This window comes from Pseudoalteromonas sp. 2CM39R, assembly GCF_023161845.1.
The window spans coordinates 198,304-214,201 of record NZ_JALNTM010000007.1 but is presented as its reverse complement, the minus strand read 5'-3'; the positions used below and the strand labels follow the sequence as shown (position 1 = coordinate 214,201).

Below are 15,898 nucleotides of genomic sequence, written 5' to 3'. Positions count from 1 at the left end.
ATAATTGCTAAAAAATATATACTGAATTGGCCTACACTCGTTATTTTTCGGGTCTTTCCCGTAAGAAGCTGGCAAAACGCGGCAAGCCATTTTTAGTGTACCCGTGGTATCGATAAGTAATTGTTGCGCCTATAGCTGGCGGATACTTTCGCTCTTTATCACTAAAACCCGTACCAATAGAAAATGTCAGCCCTTGTTTTGTCTGTACTTTCAATGCACCAAGCATTCCTGCGTATTTACCTTTACCCGGTAAATGTTCAATTACTAACGCTTCGGCATCTAAATAAGGCTTGAGTTTTAACAATGCACTAGAGCGACCCGCTGTATGCTTAGCCTCTGCTAAATGAAGCATAACGCCCTCGCCACCTTGTTTGGTTACCTGATTAAAATAATCACTGAGTTGCTGATTGTCGCTAAATTGATATTGCTTAACCGCTTTAATATGGGGACTATTTAGCTTAGTAATGAGTGCTAGGTAATTTTGATAACGACGATGAAAAGGCGTACCGGTATCTGGCATATCAAACACCTGATAAATAACGGTTTGCCATTGCAAATCGTTGGGTATTTTTGTTCTGACAATACCACTGAGTACAGAAAATTGACCTCGTTTGGTCCATAACTCACCATCTAACCAAATATCTGGCAAAGGAGCGGTAAACCACTCAGGCGGGTTTATGGAGTTGCCTTGACGGGTTACAAACTGCTTTCCCGTCCAGATTGCTCTAACTCCATCAAACTTTTCACTCACCAAGTATTGGCGAATATCCTCATGCTTAGTTTCATCGTAAACATTAGCAAGTTGCACTGGAGGCAATTGCGCCAATAAGCTAGCACTAAAAAGGATTAAAAAAGTAAACAGCGTTGCTTTAATCATCACCATTGCTGCATCCTTGCAAATTTTAATATGGCTTAAACTATAGTTGAGATTGAAGCCATTGCCAAAATTCTTCAAGGCTTTGCATTTGCTGTGTTGCTTTACTAAAATCGTGCTCCTGTGTATGTTTATTAGCGATAGCGACTACAGCTAAAGCAGCATTATTCGCTGCGGTTACACCGGTGAGAGTATCTTCAACGGCAATCGCATTTTGTGCAGCAACCTGCATACTTTTAAGTGCTAATAGATAGGGATCACCGGCAGGCTTTGGATTAATTACATCATCTTTAGTTACCACGGTATCGAATAAATCATAAAACCCTAATCCTTTTAGTATTGGCTCTGCTTCATGCCTTGCGCTGCCTGTTACTAACGCCATTTTTAAACCTTGCTCTTTAGCCGCTAATAGAACATTTTCAGCATAAGGCATTAAAGGCGGTAAATTGGTTTTAACGTACTCACTAAATAAACGATATTTTTCATCCGCTAAATAGCGGCTACTTACAGACAAGTTATGAACTTGTTTTATTTCCTTTGCAGCGTCAATAGTGGGACGTCCCGAAAAGCGCCGACAAAAATCATCTTCTTTATAACACACACCAAAAGGCGCAAGTAATTGGCTCCAGCAGTTATAGTGCACACTTTCCGAGTCAACTAAAGTGCCATCCATATCAAATAATACCGCTTCAATTGACATACTTTTCTCCTGGTTATTTAACCTAAACTTTGGGTAATAAAAAAGGTGCCTAGGCACCTTTTAATAATTTGTGTTACTCAGCCAAACCTGCTGGCGGCTCAGCATAAGCGTCTTCGCCGGTATCTACATCAACTAACTCATAACCTCGGGCTTTGCGCATTACTTTAAGTATCGGCTTTTCGAAGGCGGTTTTTAAGCGCTCAGCATCATCTTTTAACGCATCTAATGTGGTTCCAAATGGTGCGGCACCAGTCTCTGACCAGTTAGTTACTTTACCGTTTAAGTTATATTCCACTTCGTGTATTTGATATTGCGCCGCTTCATCTTTGGTTGCTTCACAATAAATTACACGGTAATTCCAAAATCCAGCCATTACTTTTTCTCTTTAATAAACATATGGGCGCTACTTTAGCAGCTCTACAAAAATAAAAAAGCCTGCACTAGGCAGGCTTTTATCAATAATTACAATTTAACGTTAAATTTATCGATTAGAAAAAGTTAACTTTAAATTCAGCGCCAATATAACGCTCTTCGTTAACCATGGCTGTATTGTTATTAAAATCAACACCACCAATTGCTTGCTGCTCGTCAAACATATTACGCACGAATGCTGATACTTCATATTCGTAGTCGCCTTGCGCCCATGCATAACCGGCACGTAGACCAACTTCAGTTAGTGGCTTACCTTCAAACTCAACTGATTCATATAAGAAAAAGTCAATTTCACTGCGGTACGACACATCAGCGTAAGCAAAGAAATCACCTTCAGTGAGTTCTTTAGTGTAACGAAGTGTGATGTTAGAGATCCACTCTGGTGCATGCGGTAAGCTGTTACCATCTAAAATAGCACGATCTTCAGGACCAAATGCACCTGGTACTTGGAAGGTAGGATCTGTAACAGTACACTGTGCACACACTGCAACGGCTAAATCTTTGTCTTTAAGCTCTGTTTTGTTGTAGCTTAAATTAAACGTTGCATTTAGTTCATCCGTTAACACCCACTCAGAATCAATTTCGAAACCGTAGCCAGTTGTTTTATCAGCATTTAATAGGCGGTTAAAGTTAGCACCACCACCTACAGCAGTTAGCTGTTGGTCATCCATAGTGTAATAAAATACCGTTGCATTTACGCGGCCTTGGCCATCTAACACATCAGATTTAATACCTGTCTCGTATGACGTAACAGTTTCTGAATCAGCAACAGTTACTTCATCACCAAATAAGATACGACCCTGAAGACTTGGTGCACGGAAACTGTTAGCAATACGACCATACCAGTTTACGTCATCGTTGATTTTGTAGTTAGCTGATAAATCCCAGCTTACGTGATCATCGCTAACATTTTTTTCAATGTAAGTAGCAGCGCCACCTACAGGGCTAAGCGTACGATTTGCTGAGAATTCTTTCTCATCGTCTGAATAACGTAGGCCCGCGGTTACTTTCAAGTCATCAGTAATGGTGTAATCAACTGAGCCGAATACAGCCCATGCTTTAGTATCTTGCTGCTGACTAACAAACCCATTCAATACGCCATTATTGGCTGTATCATAGCTAAAGTTTTCAATTGTTAATGCTTCGTCGAAGTAAAAAACACCCACTTGATAGTTAACATCACCGGCAAAGTTGCTTGATAAGCGAAGTTCTTGCGTGTATTGGTCTTGATCTGGAATACCATCAGCACTTTCTGAAGAGAAAGGAATAAAACCAGGGCCCATTGCAACTGGAACATCATTGATAGAAAACCCACCGTAGCCACCATCGATGTCAGCACGAGAGTAAATTTCTGCACTTTCCCAACCAGAGATTGACGTTACTGTATGGTTAGCTAAGTCCCACTCAAGCTTAAGGCTTGCACCTTGCGATTCAACTTGCTGCGTCGCACGAGATGCGGCATCGTGATACACCACGTCATTTTCAAAACTATCAACTAAATCGTTAGTACCAGGTTTGATAGTGTTAGCACGAAAGGCAATTGGAGAGCCATCTAAATCACGAACATGGTAATTAAATAATCCAGTGAAATCGTCACCTTCATATAAAAATTGAATACGGGCTGCTTGTTCAGTGTAACCACCTAAGGCATCTTTTTGCTCAAAACCTGGTGCACGATTATCAATGTAATCGTCTTTATCTTGCCAAAGTACTGAAACACGTGTTGATAAACGATCTGTTAATGAACCACCAACAGCACCTTCAAAGTCAACAGCACCACGACTACCGTAAGATACAGAGCCATAGCCTTCAAATTCTTGACTTGGTTTTACGGTATCAAATTTAACTAGACCAGCCGGTGTATTACGACCAAATAATGTACCTTGAGGACCACGAAGCACTTCAACACGTGCTACGTCAAATACAGGGAAACCTTTTAAGATTGCGTTTTCTTGTACAATTTCATCAACCACAAGCGACACTGGTTGCGAAGCATTCAAATCGAAATCAGTGTTACCAAGGCCACGTACATAAAAGCGTGGGAATGAACGGCCAAATGAAGATTCAATAGATAAACTTGGGATTTTCGCATTCATAAAACGAATATCCATACCAGCTGAGCTGTAAGCATCTAAGCTATCGCCTTGCAGGGCTGAAACAGCAACAGGCACTTCTTGAGCGTTTTCTACTCGTTTACGAGCAGTAACTTGAATAACTTCTAGTTGGTTCTTCTTAGCAGTAGTTTCTTGCTCAGCAGCTACGGCTGAAATTGACGTACCTGCTACGGCAGAGAACAACGTTGCATTGATAAGGGTTGCTAACGTAGATCTTTTCATTGCTTTCATGTCGGGGTTAACCTTTTTAGTGCACTCTTGTTCAACGGTTGATGTGTTGCGCAATTAAATAATTACGGATTCAGTCAATTTTTCGCGACTTGCTCTATGCGGCGCGGACCTTATTACCGAGAGTACAAAAACGGCATAAATAAGGCTGACTGAATGCGCGAGATTATATCATGCTGTAATATATTTACCGCATATTGAACACTAAAAAATAAACTTATTTTTAACACTTAACCGCACTATCCCGACATTTAGTGTACTTTTAGCAACTAAACAACCAAAAAGCGGACATATGTCCTTACATTGAGTTATTAAAAAATATAGCAAAATAACGCGGCACTTTTTTAAATACTACTTTTTCACTAATGAGCGTTTAAGAACAATTTCACCATCAATATGAAGATCTCGCTGCGGGAATGCAATAACCACATCGTGTTGCTCAAACACTTCATAAATACTAAAACGAATATCACTGCGGACTTGTCTTAATCGAGTTTCTGATTCAGCGCAAACCCAAAAAATAGCATTAAAAACTAGCGAGCTATCTGCAAAATCATCAAACAATACGGTTGATTGAGGCGTTGCCAGTATTGCCTCATGCTCATCTAATACTTGCTGAATTAACTTTTTAACTAATAACACATCAGAGCCATAAGCTACGCCTACGCTCACAGATGAGCGCGCATTACCATCAATAAGCGTCCAGTTGGTAACTGTGTTTTCTAATAACTGGCTATTGGGTATTAGCATATGAACACCGTCGTTCCTGCGAATACGAGTAGAGCGAGTATTAATGGTTTCAACCACCCCTTTTGCAGTGCCAACCTCTAAAAAGTCGCCAATACGGATTGGCCGCTCCCACATTAATATCCAGCCACTAATAAAGTTATTAATAATATTTTGTGCACCGAACCCCACACCGATGGCAATGGCACCCGATACAAAGGCAAATGCGGTTAGTGGAATGTTGAGCACCTCAAGGGAGGTAAAAAGTAAAATCGCAATACTTAAAATGAAATAAAAACGCGTGAATAAATGCACTGCATCTGGGCTCATTTTTCGTGCAAGTAATGACTTTTTAATTAACTTGCCAATCTGAGTCACCACAACCCACATAGTAAACAAAATTAGGGGTACTTGAATTACTTTTGCCACGGTAATGTGAATGTCGTTGTAGCTAAACAATACGAAGGCGAGAATGTGATTAATTTGTTCTAAGTTCATTTATTTTCCATGTATAAGGTCGCACACAAACGATTATTTTTATGCGCTAATAATACCCCAAGTTTAGCATGCGGTTAGCTTAAATACGCAGCAACAAACTTAAAGCTAATTGCATAATTGCTGTATTTTTCTACTTTTTTATTTACATACCGAGTTTTTATCACCTAATTTGCGTTTAAATCCCGCTTTAAATCGATAAACTTTGTTGTATATAAGTCAAAATTTGGTAAGTTAACTGGGTTTTCGACTCGAAAAGCCTATTTCGGCTACTATTTTTTATGGAGTTATTATGCGTAAAACACTGATCGCCACTACGATTGCTAGTGCACTTTTATTATCTGCCTGTTCTTCTGAAAGCACCCAAGAAACAAAACAACAAAGCACAGCACAAGTGCAAGATATCAACGCAAGCAATGTATTATTTAAACCAAGCCCATTGCAATACATGGCTCCTGAGTTTGATAAGTTTGGTACCACTGAATACGAAGCTGCATTTGATGCAGGTATTGCACAACATAATGCAGAAATTTTGGCAATTGCCAATAATCCAGAACCAGCTACTTTTGAAAATACCTTGGTAGAAATGGAACTTGCTGGTGAACTATTAAACCGCGCATCAGCTGCATTTTACAACTTATCAGGTCTTATCTCTAACGATGAGTACCAACGCATTGATAAAAAAATGGCGCCTGTGTTCTCAGCACACTCTGATGACATTTACCTAAATGGTGCATTATTCGAACGTGTACAAACAGTATACGACAACAAAGATAAGTTAAGCGCTGAAGATCAACGTCTTGTTGATTTTTACTACAAACAATTTGTTAAAGCCGGTGCTAAATTAAACGATGCTGAAAAAGCAAAAATGCGTGAAATTAACGCTGAGCTTGCAAAATTATCAACGGAGTTTTCTCAAAACGTATTAAAATCGTTTAAAGAAGACGTCATTTTAGTAACAGATAAAAGCAAACTAGCTGGTTTATCTGAAGGTGAAATTGCAGGTCTTGCAGCAGCTGCTAAAAAAGCAGGCAAAGATGGCTACATGATCACCCTAGTGAACACCACACAACAGCCTATTTTATCTAGCCTTGAAAACCGTGAACTGCGTGAGCAGATTTTTAAAGCATCAACCAACCGTGCAGCTAAAACCAACGGCCCTATCATTATTAAAGAAACTAACCTACGTGCACAAAAAGCAGAACTGTTAGGCTTTAAAGATTGGGCTTCGTATGTAATGACTTCACGCATGGCTCAAACCACTGATAACGTGTACGGTATTTTAGATGACCTAGCGCCAAAAGCAGTCGAAAAAGCGCAAGCAGAAGCAAAAGCGATTCAAAAAGTAATTAACGATTCTGGTGAAAGTTTTGAACTAAAACCATGGGATTGGTCTTTCTATGCAGAAAAAGTGCGTGCTGAAAAATACGACCTAGATCCAGCCTTAGTTAAGCCTTACTTTGAAATGCAATCGGTTATTCATAACGGTTTATTCTTTGCAATGGAAAAACTTTACGGCATTACATTCAAAGAGCGTAAAGACCTACCGCTTTATCACGAAGACGTCATGGCGTTTGAAGTATTTAACGCTGATGGCAGCGCAATAGGCTTATTTTACATGGACCCATATGCACGTGAAGGTAAACGTGGCGGTGCATGGATGAGTGCATACGTAAGCCAAAGCGGCTTGAAAGGCACAAAACCGGTTATTTATAATGCACAAAATATTCCAAAGCCAGCAGAAGGCGAGCCAACGTTAATGACGTTTGACGAAGTGTCAACTATGTTCCATGAGTTTGGTCATGCAGCACACGGTTTATTCTCTGACGTTAAATACCCAAGCCTAGCAGGTACTGCTACAGCGCGTGATTTTGTTGAATTTCCATCACAAGCACATGAAGACTGGATGATTGAGCCAAGTGTATTAGCTAACTACGCTAAGCATTACAAAACAGGTGAACCAATTCCTCAAGCACTACTTGATAAAGTACTTGAGTCGCAAAAGTTCAACCAAGGTTTTGGTACCACTGAATATTTAGCTGCAGCACTACTGGATATGGAATGGCACTCATTTGGTTCTGACAAAAAAGTAACTGATGTACAACAGTTTGAAAGTGAAGCGTTAAAGGCACACGGTATTGATTACTACCCTGTACCACCTCGTTACAAATCAAACTACTTTAGCCATACGTTTGCAGGTGGTTACTCTGCAGGTTACTACGCTTACCTATGGACTGAAGTATTTGCCGCTGATGCCTTTGCTCATATGGAAAACAATGGTGGCTTAACGCGCGAAAATGGCGATAAGTTCCGTAAAGAGATCCTATCAAAAGGTAACAGCCGCGACTTAATGCAAAGCTACATTGAGTTCAGAGGCCAAAAACCAACGACTGATGCATTGCTTAAGCGCCGTGGTTTAGTTGATTAATTAATATTTTTAATCAACTGATATAAAAGCCCGCTTGCGGGCTTTTATTGTTTATAGAACAATATATAACAGATAAACTGACACCATTACTTAAGACAAGATGAGTGTTATGGGCTATTTATTTGCAGTTACCCTTCTTTGGGCGTTTTCGTTTAGTTTAATTGGTGTGTATTTAGCTGGCCAAGTTGATGCGTGGTTTAGTGTGCTAATTCGTGTGGCTTTAGCAGCGTTAGTATTTTTGCCTTTTTTAAAGAAAATCCCTACCCCACTTGCGTTTAAACTCATGCTGATAGGCGCACTGCAACTGGGGGTTATGTATGGCTTTTATTACCACTCATTTTTGTTTTTAAGTGTGCCAGAAGTGCTGTTATTTACTGTAATGACCCCGCTTTACATTACGCTTTTAAACGATGCGCTAAATAAACAGTTTAATCCGCAGTTTTTTATCGTCGCGTTTATTGCCGTGTTAGGAGCTATTACCATTCGTTATGAAAACTTAGACAGTAACTTTTTAGTCGGATTACTACTGGTTCAAGGCGCTAATATTAGTTTTGCTATCGGCCAAGTAACCTACAAACGATTAATGCTTAATAAACAACTCGATGATAAAACCGTATTTGGTTGGTTTTTTATTGGCGCACTAATTGTTGCAAGCGCCTGTTACGCCTTATTTGGTGATCTTAACAAATTACCAAGTACCTCAACTCAATGGGGCATACTGATTTATTTAGGCATTGTGGCCTCCGGTTTAGGCTACTTTATGTGGAATAAAGGCGCGACGCTTGTTAATGTTGGCGCGCTGGCGGTGATGAACAACTTGCTTATTCCTGCCGGTATTATTGTTAATGTACTTATTTGGAATAGAGACGCAGACCTACTTAGATTAAGTATTGGCGCGGGAGTGATGCTGTCTGCCTTGGTGATAAACCAAATAATGGCTAAATCAGCAAATTAATCACTCTGTAGTTAAATTGTCATTAATAATTAGTAAGGTAGCGTCCACTTTTATTTTTAAGGACAAATAATGAAGCGCATACCTTTTCTAACAACTTTTTTATTATTAAGCTCACTCGCTGGCTGTGATGACGATGTAAAAATAGTCGAAAAAGAAGTGGTTGTTACCAACACTGACGTTGAAATTGTTGAAGTACCTACCCCGGTTATTGTTGAAGTAGCTCAAGGCACCAATACGCAACTAGGTACCCGCCCCGACTACTTAATTGACGATATGGCTGACAGCGCACTAAAAACACAATTAGAATCGTGTAAAGAAGGCCCTTTTTATCGTACTGATTTTTCAATTGGTCACCGTGGTGCCCCCATGCAATACCCAGAGCACACACAAGAGTCTTACTTAGCGGCTGCTCGTATGGGCGCTGGTATTGTCGAATGTGATGTAACCTTTACAAATGATAAAGAGCTAGTATGCCGCCATTCTCAGTGCGACTTGCACACCACCACTAATATTTTAGCTATTCCAGAACTTGCGGCTAAATGCAGTGAGCCATTTACTCCAGCAAACTCTAACAGTGGCACGCCTGCTTCAGCTAAATGTTGTACCAGTGATATTAACTTGGCAGAGTTTTTAACCCTTGAGGGTAAAATGGATGGCGCAAACACCAGCGCCACTAATGTTAGCGATTACATGAAAGGTACACCAAGTTGGCGCACTGACTTATACGCCACCTCAGGTACTCTCATGACCCATAAACAAAGTATTGCACTATTTAAACAGCTCGGAGTAAAAATGACCCCAGAGCTTAAATCACCTCAAGTGAGTATGCCCTTTAACGGTATGACCCAAACGCAATACGCACAAAAAATGCTAGATGAATACACGCAAATGGAGGTACCCGCTTCGCATGTTTTTCCGCAATCATTTAATTTAGCTGACGTACAATATTGGATTAATACTAACCCTGAATTTGCAGCGCAAAGTGTGTATTTAGATGGCCGAGACAGCGATGCAGGGTTTGATCCTAACAACCCCGACACATGGCAACCTAGTATGGCTTCGCTTTTTAATGACGGTGTTAAAATTATTGCTCCACCCATTTGGATGCTATTAACCATAGATAATGAAAGTAATATCGTGCCATCACAGTACGCTATTGATGCTAAAGCCGCAGGGCTTAATATTATTGCATGGAGTCTTGAACGTTCAGGGCCGCTGAATAATGGAGGCGGATACTATTACCAGTCAATTAGTGATGTTATAGATAACGATGGTGACATGATGACCGTGGTTGATGTGCTTGCAAAAGAGGTTGGTGTAATCGGTATATTTTCTGATTGGCCAGCTACGGTTAGCTATTACGCAAGTTGCAATAAAATGCCTGCAAGTATTTAAACTTTAGGGCGTGTTTATTTGACCGCGCTCAGCTATTATATTTATTTTACTGAGCGCTTTTATGATCATTCAACACCATAACGCTGACTTACCAACGCCTACAGGGTTAATGCGAACCACTATTTACCGCCCACAAACATCGGGGCAATACCCTGCCATTATTTTTTATTCTGAAATTTTCCAGCAAACGGCACCTATTGCCCGCAGTGCAGCTATTTTAGCCAGTCATGGTTTTGTGGTACTTGTGCCAGAAGTGTTTCATGAGCTTAACCCTATCGGAACTGTGCTGGCTTATGATGACGAAGGTAAAGATAAAGGTAATAACGATAAATGGGCTAAACCTTTAGAGCATCATGATAGCGACACACAAAGCCTTATCGAGTTTGTAAAACGACAAAGTTATTGTTCAGGAAACGTGGGAGCTATGGGTGTATGTATTGGTGGACATTTAGCTTACAGAGCCGCTTTAAACCCACTTATAAAAGCCGCGTTTTGTTTATACGCCACCGATATACACAGTAATACACTGCCCGCACAACCCGGTAATAACTCATTTGAACGCATGGCCGACATACTCGGTGAAATTCATTTTATATGGGGTAAACAAGATCCCCATGTTCCACAAGATGGCCGAGACAAAATATACCAGCAAGCTGTTCGCACTGGCATAAATTACCAATGGCAAGAAGTTAACGCGCAACATGCCTTTATGCGTGATGAAGGCGAGCGCTACGATGCAGCTCTCGCCATAGCAATGTATCAACAGGCTGTTGCCTTATTTAACCGAGCGCTAGCCCTTACGCATACCTAATGCCGTATGCTGTTTTACAAAGTACGCTTTTAAATAATCAACAAACAAACGTAACTTTTTAGACCCCGTCGCCCCTGGCGGGAAAACTCCGTACAATTCAATGTCTTTGCTTTTGTAGTCGTCCATTATAATTTGCAGTAAACCCGCTTGTACTTTTGGCCATGCATCGTATAGCGGTATACGCCCTATGCCATGTCCTGCCTCTACAAATGCAGTCCGTGCAGCGGCATTATTGGTACTGAGCGATCCTTGCATAGTAATGTCGACTTTTTTACCGTCTTTTTGCAAGGTCAAGATTTTACTCCCTAACTGATAAACTACCCACTGGTGCTGTGCTAATTCATCGGGCGTAGTGGGCTTGCCATAATGCGAAAAATAATCAGGTGCGCCACAAATACAAGTACTCATAGTGGTTAACTTGGTTGCCTGTAGGTTTGAATCGCGCAGCGCAACCCCCCTAATAGCAAAATCAAATCCGTGTTTAATAATATCCACCACATCATCAGTTAGCTGTAAATCTATATCAATTTTGGGGTATTGGCGCTTAAAGGTATTAATTGCAGGCACTATTAATTGCATCCCCACATTAACCGGGCAACTAATTTTTAATAATCCTTGGGGCTCACTTTTTATATTTTCTATTTGTTGATTGGCAGCATTAGCCTGCTCGGTAATAACTCGGCAACGCTCATAGTAAGCCATACCGGCTTCAGTAAGGGCCATGGTCCGTGTTGAACGATTAAGTAAGGTTACTTCAAGTTGCGTTTCTAGCTTTTTTAAATGATAACTGGCTACCGCCCGTGTTAACCCTAGTTGCTTTGCCGCTGCAGTTAAACTGCCCTGCTCAACTATTTGTGCAAATACCACCATACTTTTTAATTGTTCAAACGAGACTTTCATGGACGCTCCAGTGCGGTTTTAACTTCAACCCTCCAATTGTATCAATTATTAAATCAATAAAGTTAAATTTATCATCGTTGTTTAAGGTTGGGTTAGTGCATATAGTAATTGCTAAGCAAAAATTACAATTTTAAATCATCAGAAGGAAAAAATAATGGCTAAGAAAATACTAATGGTACTTACTTCACACGCTGATTTAGGCAATACCGGTGAGAAAACAGGTTTTTGGGTAGAAGAATTCGCCGCCCCTTATTATGCATTTGTAGATGCTGGCGCAGAAATCACTCTAGCTTCACCAAACGGTGGCCAACCACCAATCGACCCAACCAGTACACTAGCCGACTTCCAGACTGATGCAACCAAGCGATACGACAACGACAGTACAGCGCAAACATTAATGGCAAACACAAAAGTACTAAGTGAACTGAATGCTTCAGATTTTGATGCGGTATTTTATCCAGGCGGCCATGGCCCATTATGGGATTTAGTGGATAACACAGATTCAATCTCGCTCATCGAAGATTTTGTAAAATTACAAAAGCCAGTGGCAGCAGTGTGTCATGCGAGCGCCGCATTTTTAAATACAAAAGATGCTGATGGCAATGCATTGGTTGCGGGTAAAAAAGTTACCGGCTTTAGTAACACTGAAGAAGCCGCTGTACAATTAACAGATGTAGTGCCATTTTTAGTCGAAGACGAGCTAATCAAAAAAGGTGGTGACTATCAAAAAACCGACGACTGGGGCGTTCTTGCGCTTGAAGACGGTTTAGTGATCACCGGTCAAAACCCAGCAAGCTCTGAGCTAGCAGCTAAAAAATTACTTACCAAGCTTGGTTAATTACAATTAATCAGCATAAAAAGCACAGTTTAATCGCTGTGCTTTTTAATTTGCTTTTCATTACTCACCACTATTCCTATACTGGCCACTCTTAATATAAATAAGGGCACCGTATGCAAAATAAACCATCCACCTTGTCGTTACTTAGCAGCACCCGTTTTGCCATTATAAGCATTGTGACTATTTGTTTTGTGTTGCAACTAATTAATAGCCTGCCAGGCATTAGTTTAAATGGTTTAGGTATTTACCCACGCAGCATTCAAGGGCTGATTGGTATTCTTTGCGCTCCCTTTTTACACGGTAGCTGGTGGCATTTTGCTAGTAATATGCTGCCCTTCATTGTTTTAAGCTGGTTAATTTGCCAATACAGCGTAAAGCGTTTTTATAGTGTATTTATATTCACCGCATTAGTCGGTGGATTACTGGTATGGATGTTTGCTCGTGGCAATATTCATGTCGGCTTAAGTGGCGTTATTTATGGGTTATGGGGATTTATTTTATGCTATGGCATTGTAAGACGTTCTTTTAAATCTATTTTTATAGCCGTGGTGGTGGCCTTTTTATACAGTGGCTTTATTTGGGGCGTGTTACCACAGCGGTTGCACATCTCGTTTGAAAGCCATCTGTTTGGCGCACTAAGTGGATTCTTTTTAGGGTATAAATTAGCAAAAGCAGATAAATTAAAAGCAACAACGGGCAAAGCAAATACGCACGTTTAAACTATTAGAGGCTATTTATGAGTAATAACAACGACTACACCCCAGCAAAAGTATGGACATGGGACAATGAAAGTGGCGGTAAATTTGCAAACATTAACCGCCCAATTGCAGGTGCAACTCACGATAAAACACTGCCTATTGGCAAACATCCATTTCAGCTTTACTCATTAGCGACCCCCAACGGGCAAAAAGTCAGTATTATGTTTGAAGAGCTATTAGAGCTTGGTATTACTGAGGCTGAGTACGATGCTTATTTAATTAATATTGGTGAAGGCGACCAGTTTGGCTCTGATTTTGTTGATATAAACCCAAACTCAAAAATACCTGCGTTGATGGATCACTCTACAACACCAGCAACCCCTGTATTCGAATCAGGCGCTATTTTACAATACCTTGGCGAGAAGTTTGATGCGCTTATTCCTAATGATTTTCAAGCTAAAACACAATGTCGTAATTGGCTGTTTTGGCAAATGGGATCGGCGCCTTATTTAGGTGGCGGCTTTGGTCACTTTTACAGCTATGCACCAACCAAAATGCAATACCCGATTGACCGTTTTACCATGGAAACTAAGCGCCAGCTTGATGTACTAAACCGCCATTTAAGTGACAATGAATACATGGCAGGCAGTGAATATTCAATTGCCGACATTGCTATTTGGCCGTGGTATGGCTCACTGGTTTTAGGTGACCTATACGACGCGGCAGAGTTTTTAGATGTTACATCTTATACCCATGTGGTTCGTTGGGCTAAGCAAATAGCAGCGCGTCCAGGCGTAAAACGAGGCCGCCGTGTTAATCGTACTTGGGGCCCAGAAGAAGAACAAATGGCAGAGCGCCACAGCGCCCAAGACTTTAAATAAAAGTCAAAACAGTTCAATAAGCCAGCTGCTTAGCTGGCTTTTTTATGCCCATTAATAAAAAAATACTGAATCATATTTCAGGTTTATATTTTTATAAAAAAATTAAATAATTTCCTTTTAAAACAGGAAAAAACGCCAAAATAGACTAACTTTAATAAAAATTACTAACATAAAGTTTATTATGCGATCTTTGGTTTGTGTACTCCTCTTAAGTGTACTTTATATTGCAGCATTTCCTTTAAGTGCACGCAGCGAAGATGTAAAAACATTAACGCTCTACCATGACTCAGACTATTCAAACCATTACGAATCGGCCTATGCAATGAAGATGGGGGTGCTGACTGCTTTAGCTGAGATTAATAATAACGTGCAAGATTATCAGCTCACACTGATTGAAAAAGACAACCGAGGTAATTCGAATCGCAGCTTATTGCACATGCAGCAGTTTCTAAAAGACCGCAATGCACTGGTTTTTATTGGTGGATTGCACTCCACGCCATATATAAAAAACAGAGACTTCATCAATAAAAACAAAATATTACTACTACTGCCTTGGGCTGCCGGAGGGTCTATTACCCGATACCCTAGCGATGATAACTGGGTATTTAGGCTCTCAGTAGATGATACAAAAGCCGGCTATAGAATGGCCCAATTTGCAACGAAAACTCTAAATTGCAAAAATCCGCTCTTACTTTTAGAAGACACGCCATGGGGAAAATCAAACAACAACACCATGCTTAAGGCCTTTGGTGATATAAAACCACAAGTAAAATGGTTTAACTGGAACACAAAAATAAATAACGCCAAATTAATGCTGCATCAAATAAAAAATACACCTGCAGAGTGTATTTTATTTGTTGGAAATGCCATTGAGGGGGCTGTATTTATAAATGCGATGGCAAGTTTTGCCAAAAATGAACGCCTTCCTATTGTTAGTCATTGGGGAATAACGGGTGGGGATTTTTTTGCCAACGTTGAACAAGCTATAAAATCAAACTTGAGCTTACATTTTATACAAAGCTGTTTTTCATTTTTAAAAACGCCGCAAACCGCTTTAACTAAAAATGTTATAGCACAAAGCTTATCTCTCAAGCCTAACCCTGTAGCACCCACTGAGTTGATTTCTCCGGCTGGATTTATTCATGCCTACGACTTAACAAAACTATTGTTACAGGGCATATCACAAATAACTTTAACCGATAATACAGAGCACAACAGAGCAAAAATTAAACATGCACTTGAGAACTTAACCATGCCAGTTAATGGCTTAATAAAACAATACCAACGACCTTTTGCTGTGTGGTCAGCTAATAATATTGATGCCCACGAAGCACTTGGTTTTGACGATTTATGCATGGCAAATTATCAACCAGATGGAAAAATACACATTATCAATAACCCAATAGGCAATGTTGAGTAATGC

14 protein-coding genes are annotated in these 15,898 nt (G+C 40.3%); 8 read left to right on the top strand and 6 right to left on the bottom strand.

Annotated features, from left to right (window positions below):
* Window positions 1-40: 40 nt before the first annotated feature.
* The 5 genes from MTF66_RS17380 to MTF66_RS17360 form a co-directional block, all read right to left on the bottom strand.
* Window positions 41-883 carry a DNA ligase gene (locus tag MTF66_RS17380; protein ID WP_138620930.1) on the bottom strand — a complete coding sequence of 281 codons (843 nt, stop codon included), beginning with the start codon at window positions 881-883 and terminating at the stop codon, window positions 41-43.
* Window positions 884-917: 34 nt separating this feature from the next.
* On the bottom strand, window positions 918-1,574 hold the full coding sequence (locus MTF66_RS17375) for an HAD family phosphatase (RefSeq protein ID WP_008464680.1): 657 nt from the start codon (window positions 1,572-1,574) through the stop codon (window positions 918-920).
* A gap of 73 nt (window positions 1,575-1,647) precedes the next feature.
* Entirely contained in the window at window positions 1,648-1,947 is a 300-nt protein-coding gene (locus tag MTF66_RS17370; protein ID WP_008109576.1) for a hypothetical protein, read from the bottom strand.
* Between the two features lie 115 nt (window positions 1,948-2,062).
* Window positions 2,063-4,351: a TonB-dependent receptor gene (locus MTF66_RS17365; RefSeq protein ID WP_248527704.1), complete on the bottom strand. Its 2,289-nt coding sequence runs from the start codon at window positions 4,349-4,351 to the stop codon at window positions 2,063-2,065.
* Between the two features lie 348 nt (window positions 4,352-4,699).
* Window positions 4,700-5,572 carry a mechanosensitive ion channel family protein gene (locus MTF66_RS17360; RefSeq protein ID WP_054202098.1) on the bottom strand — a complete coding sequence of 291 codons (873 nt, stop codon included), beginning with the start codon at window positions 5,570-5,572 and terminating at the stop codon, window positions 4,700-4,702.
* A gap of 289 nt (window positions 5,573-5,861) precedes the next feature.
* Here MTF66_RS17360 and MTF66_RS17355 point away from each other — a divergent pair, with 289 nt between their 5' ends.
* The 4 genes from MTF66_RS17355 (at window position 5,862) to MTF66_RS17340 (ending at window position 11,158) form a co-directional block, all read left to right on the top strand.
* Window positions 5,862-7,997, top strand: coding sequence for a M3 family metallopeptidase (locus tag MTF66_RS17355; RefSeq protein ID WP_055011698.1), 2,136 nt, complete (start codon window positions 5,862-5,864; stop codon window positions 7,995-7,997).
* A gap of 109 nt (window positions 7,998-8,106) precedes the next feature.
* A complete protein-coding gene (locus MTF66_RS17350) occupies window positions 8,107-8,952 on the top strand; it encodes a carboxylate/amino acid/amine transporter (RefSeq protein WP_171043239.1) in 846 nt (281 codons plus the stop codon).
* Window positions 8,953-9,021: 69 nt separating this feature from the next.
* Window positions 9,022-10,347, top strand: coding sequence for a glycerophosphodiester phosphodiesterase family protein (locus MTF66_RS17345; RefSeq protein ID WP_138620924.1), 1,326 nt, complete (start codon window positions 9,022-9,024; stop codon window positions 10,345-10,347).
* A 61-nt stretch (window positions 10,348-10,408) separates the two neighbouring features.
* Complete coding sequence (locus tag MTF66_RS17340) at window positions 10,409-11,158, top strand: dienelactone hydrolase family protein (protein WP_055011695.1); 750 nt, start codon at window positions 10,409-10,411, stop codon at window positions 11,156-11,158.
* Here MTF66_RS17340 and MTF66_RS17335 read toward each other — a convergent pair.
* Window positions 11,138-12,058 carry a LysR family transcriptional regulator gene (locus MTF66_RS17335; RefSeq protein ID WP_138620920.1) on the bottom strand — a complete coding sequence of 307 codons (921 nt, stop codon included), beginning with the start codon at window positions 12,056-12,058 and terminating at the stop codon, window positions 11,138-11,140. The genes MTF66_RS17340 and MTF66_RS17335 overlap by 21 nt on opposite strands.
* Window positions 12,059-12,212: 154 nt before the next feature.
* Here MTF66_RS17335 and MTF66_RS17330 point away from each other — a divergent pair, with 154 nt between their 5' ends.
* The 4 genes from MTF66_RS17330 to MTF66_RS17315 all read left to right on the top strand — a co-directional run bounded on the left by MTF66_RS17330 (window position 12,213) and on the right by MTF66_RS17315 (window position 15,895).
* Entirely contained in the window at window positions 12,213-12,896 is a 684-nt protein-coding gene (locus tag MTF66_RS17330; RefSeq protein ID WP_138620918.1) for a type 1 glutamine amidotransferase domain-containing protein, read from the top strand.
* Window positions 12,897-13,009: 113 nt separating this feature from the next.
* A complete protein-coding gene (locus MTF66_RS17325) occupies window positions 13,010-13,615 on the top strand; it encodes a rhomboid family intramembrane serine protease (protein WP_054202093.1) in 606 nt (201 codons plus the stop codon).
* Window positions 13,616-13,632: 17 nt separating this feature from the next.
* On the top strand, window positions 13,633-14,475 hold the full coding sequence (gene yghU, locus MTF66_RS17320) for a glutathione-dependent disulfide-bond oxidoreductase (RefSeq protein WP_138620916.1): 843 nt from the start codon (window positions 13,633-13,635) through the stop codon (window positions 14,473-14,475).
* A gap of 181 nt (window positions 14,476-14,656) precedes the next feature.
* Window positions 14,657-15,895 (top strand): ABC transporter substrate-binding protein, encoded by a 1,239-nt coding sequence (locus tag MTF66_RS17315; RefSeq protein WP_138620914.1) that lies wholly within the window; start codon window positions 14,657-14,659, stop codon window positions 15,893-15,895.
* Window positions 15,896-15,898 lie beyond the last annotated feature (3 nt).